Origin of the sequence: Brevundimonas sp., assembly GCF_030704825.1 — a bacterium.
In the GTDB taxonomy this organism is placed as follows: domain Bacteria; phylum Pseudomonadota; class Alphaproteobacteria; order Caulobacterales; family Caulobacteraceae; genus Brevundimonas.
Window position 1 is genome coordinate 1 of the sequence record NZ_JAUYNX010000005.1, and the last position, 3821, is coordinate 3821.

4 protein-coding genes and 1 pseudogene are annotated in these 3821 nt (G+C 67.3%); all 5 read left to right on the forward strand.

Annotated elements, in window-relative coordinates; translation table 11 throughout:
• A partial coding sequence (narH, locus tag Q8Q71_RS02570) for a nitrate reductase subunit beta (protein WP_305758079.1) occupies positions 1-1002 on the forward strand: 1002 nt, incomplete at its 5' end.
• Positions 1003-1004: 2 nt separating this feature from the next.
• On the forward strand, positions 1005-1715 hold the full coding sequence (narJ, locus tag Q8Q71_RS02575; protein WP_008262296.1) for a nitrate reductase molybdenum cofactor assembly chaperone: 711 nt from the start codon (positions 1005-1007) through the stop codon (positions 1713-1715).
• 11 nt (positions 1716-1726) lie between these two features.
• Positions 1727-2446, forward strand: coding sequence for a respiratory nitrate reductase subunit gamma (narI, locus tag Q8Q71_RS02580; protein ID WP_008263174.1), 720 nt, complete (start codon positions 1727-1729; stop codon positions 2444-2446).
• Positions 2443-3555 (forward strand): peptidylprolyl isomerase, encoded by a 1113-nt coding sequence (locus Q8Q71_RS02585; protein WP_154725584.1) that lies wholly within the window; start codon positions 2443-2445, stop codon positions 3553-3555. The genes narI and Q8Q71_RS02585 overlap by 4 nt, the downstream gene beginning before the upstream one ends.
• Before the next feature lies 1 nt (position 3556).
• A pseudogene (locus Q8Q71_RS02590) lies at positions 3557-3821 on the forward strand (hypothetical protein); the annotation flags it as partial.

Here is a 3821-nt window from a genome sequence, read left to right on the forward strand (position 1 = left end):
ATGATGTATCTGCCGAGGCTGTGCGAACACTGCCTCAACCCCGCGTGCGTAGCCGCCTGCCCTTCCGGCGCCATCTACAAGCGCGAGGAGGACGGTATAGTTCTGATCGATCAGGACAAATGCCGCGGCTGGCGGATGTGCGTCTCGGCCTGCCCCTACAAGAAGATCTATTACAACTGGGACTCGGGAAAATCCGAGAAATGCACCTTCTGCTTCCCCCGGATCGAAGTGGGGCAGCCGACGGTCTGTTCGGAGACCTGCGTCGGCCGGATCCGTTATCTGGGCGTCTTGCTCTATGATGCGGACCGCATCGAGGCGGCCGCTTCAACCCCGGACGAGAAGGATCTGTACCAAGCCCAGCTCGACCTCTTCCTGGATCCGCACGATCCGGCGGTGATCGCCCAGGCGCGGGCGGACGGCGTGCCCGAGGCCTGGCTCGAGGGCGCGCGGCGCAGCCCGGTCTACAAGATGGCCATTGACTGGAAGGTGGCCCTGCCGCTGCACCCCGAATACCGGACCCTGCCGATGGTCTGGTACGTGCCGCCCCTCTCCCCGATCCAGAACGCGGCCGCTGTCGGCGCCCTGGAGATGGACGGCGACATGCCGGACGTGGAGGCGCTTCGCATCCCGGTCAAATATCTCGCCAACCTGCTGACCGCAGGCGTCGAGGAGCCGGTGACCCTGGCGCTTCGCCGCATGCTGACCATGCGCGCCTATATGCGCGCCCGGACGGTGGACGGCCGCATCGACCACGGGCTCGCCGAGACGGTCGGCCTGACGGCGGCCCAGATCGACGACATGTACAAGATCATGGCCATCGCCGACTACGAGGACCGGTTCGTCATTCCCTCGACGCACCGCGAGACGGTCGAAGACGCCTATGACCTGCGGGGCAACTGCGGCTTCACCTTCGGCAACGGCTGTTCCGGCGGCCGCACCGAACTGGGGCTATTCGGGCCCGACAAACGCTCACGCGCCAAACCCACAGCAGAGGTGGCCTGACCATGGCTTTGACCTATCGCGCCCTCGCCCTTCTGCTGACCTATCCGACGGCGGACATCCAGACCGCCGCCCCGGCGATCATGGCCGCCATCCGCTCGGAAGGCCTGGTCCCGCCGCCCATCGTCAGCGCCCTGGACAAGCTGGCCCGCAAGCTGGAGCACGAGGATCTGTACGAGCTTCAGGAGGGGTTTGTTCACCTCTTCGACCGAACGCGCTCCCTGTCGCTCAATCTCTATGAGCATATTCACGGCGAGAGCCGCGACCGGGGCCAAGCGATGGCGGCTCTGATCGAGCTCTACGGCTCTTACGGCCTGGAGCTGACCGCCAATGAGCTGCCGGACCATCTGCCGGTGTTCCTGGACTTCCTGTCCACCCTGCCGGACGAGGACGCCGCATCTCTGCTCGGCGAAGGCGCCCATGTCCTGGCGGCGCTGGCCGAGCGGCTTCACAAGCGCGAAAGCCCCTATCGCGCCGTGTTCGGTGCGCTGGCGGCCATGACGGGCGCCGTGCCGGATTCCGACGCGGTGGCCGCCTTGATGCAGGAGCCGGACGACGATCCGGACGATCTGGAGACCCTCGACAAGGCTTGGGAAGAGACCGCCGTCACCTTCGGCCCCGCCGAGGCCGGGTGTCCGAAGGCCGACGCCATCCTGTCCGCCATGAACGCCGCCCCGTCCCCTGACAATAGTCGCCGCGCCGACGCTGCGGCCTGAGGATCGAGACCATGGACCTGAATTTCATCGCCTTCGGCGTCTATCCCTATATCGCTCTGGCCGTGCTGGTGATCGGCTCGGTGCTGCGGTTCGATCGTGAACAATACACCTGGCGCACCGGCTCCTCCCAGCTTCTGCGGCGCAGACAGCTGATGGTGGGCTCGGTTCTCTTTCACGTCGGAATCCTGGCCATCTTCGCGGGCCATTTCGTGGGTCTGCTGACCCCGATCGCCGTCTGGGACTTCCTGGGCGTCAGCCATGGCTTCAAGCAGATGCTGGCGATCGTGGCCGGCGGCCTGGCCGGCTCGGCCTGTCTGGTGGGCGGCCTGTTGCTGCTCCACCGGCGCCTGTTCGATCCGCGAATCCGCCAGACATCCAGCTTCGGCGACATGGCCATACTGATCATCCTCATGACCCAGCTCTGCCTCGGGCTGGCGACCATTCCCTTGTCGCTGGGCCACCGCGACGGGCATGAGATGGTCAAGTTCATGAGCTGGGCCCAGGGCATCTTCACCCTTAATCCGAACAGCGCGAACTTCATCGCCGATGTCCACTGGATCTTCCGGGCGCATCTGACGCTGGGTCTGACGATCCTGCTGGTCTTCCCTTTCACACGGCTCGTCCACATGCTGTCCGCGCCGGTCTGGTATCTCAACCGCCGCGGTTGGCAGCTTGTTCGCAGCAAACGCCGCATGCCCGTGACGCGCCGCATCGGAGGCTCCGCACGATGAGCGCTATGATCGTCATCGACGGCGTGGCCCTGCCAGAGCGTCTGGTCGCCGAGGAGGCCCAGCACCATCCTGCGCCGAACGCCGAGGAGGCGCGCAAGGCGGCGGCCCACGCCCTGGCCATCAAGGCCCTGCTGCTGGACCGGGCCGATCAACTGGGTCTGACCCCGGCCCCGGAGTGCGATGAAGACGGCCGCGAGGAGACGCCCGAGGAAGCCCTGATCCGCGCGGTCCTGGAGGCTGAAATCCTGGTGGACGCGCCCAGCCGTGACGAATGCCGTCGCGTCTATGACCATGCGCCGAAACGGTTTTGCACACCGGCCCTGACCGAGGCCTCCCACATCCTGTTGGCGCCCCAGACTCAGGACGAGGCCGCCTGGGCCGAAGCGCAGGCGGCGGCCAAGGCTGCGATCACGGAGTTGGCCGCTTATCCGCATCGGTTCGCCGACCTGGCCCAGCGCCTGTCCGACTGCCCGTCCAAGGGCGTTGGCGGATCCTTGGGTCAGATCTCGCCGGGCGATCTCGCCGCCGAGGTCGAAGCGGGTCTCGATGCGCTTCAGGACGGCGAAACAGCGTCCGAACCGGTCAGGTCGCGCTTCGGCTGGCATGTCCTGCGCCTGGATCGGCGCATAGAGGGCCGCCAGTTGCCGTTCGAGCACGTCCTGCCGCGCATCGCCCTGCACCTGGAAAGCCGCGCCTGGACGGCGGCCGCCGCCCGCTATGTCTCCGGTCTGGCCGCTGAGGCCCGCGAAGGCGGTGTGAGGCTGAGCGTGACCGAGGACGGCGCCGTCGCTTCGGCGGCCCTGTCCTTGGGCGACCTTCTGAACGACCAGTCCGCCGTGACGGCGCGGCTGGAAGCCTGGCTCGACGAAGCGGATCCGGGCCTGGCCGCCCGAGCCCGCGACACGGCGGCCCAGGCGGGCGTGGCGACCGCCGAGTTCGTCCAGGGGGAAATCACCAACTTCATCCGCGAGGCCGACGACGAGGGATGGACCCGGTTGATCTCCGCCGCCCAGGGCGCCGATGACCCGGCCCTGGCCTGCGTCCGCGCCATTCTGAAATCGAAACTGGTGGAGCCTGCACGCACCTTCACCCTGATCCGGAGACATTGACATGGCTTTGACCGGACGCGCCTGGGCCGTCGGCCTGCTGATGACAGCGGCGCCCGCCGTGGCGCAGGCCCAGTCCCCCGCAGCACCGGCGGCCGCCTCCAGTCCGGCGGGCGACATCCTGTTCGATAGCCGCCTGCGCTATGAAGACGTCGGCCAAGACGGGCTCGACGACGCCACGGCCTTGACCCTGCGCGCGCGCCTCGGCTGGCAAAGTCCGGTCTATTCGGGCTTTCGCCTGTTGGTCGAGGGCGAGGCGGTCACCGCCT

Coding starts and splice junctions, on each gene's coding strand:
- narI (WP_008263174.1), top strand. CDS start 1,727: ATGGACCTGAATTTCATCGCCTTCGGCGTCTATCCCTATATCGCTCTG.
- narJ (WP_008262296.1), top strand. CDS start 1,005: ATGGCTTTGACCTATCGCGCCCTCGCCCTTCTGCTGACCTATCCGACG.
- Q8Q71_RS02585 (WP_154725584.1), top strand. CDS start 2,443: ATGAGCGCTATGATCGTCATCGACGGCGTGGCCCTGCCAGAGCGTCTG.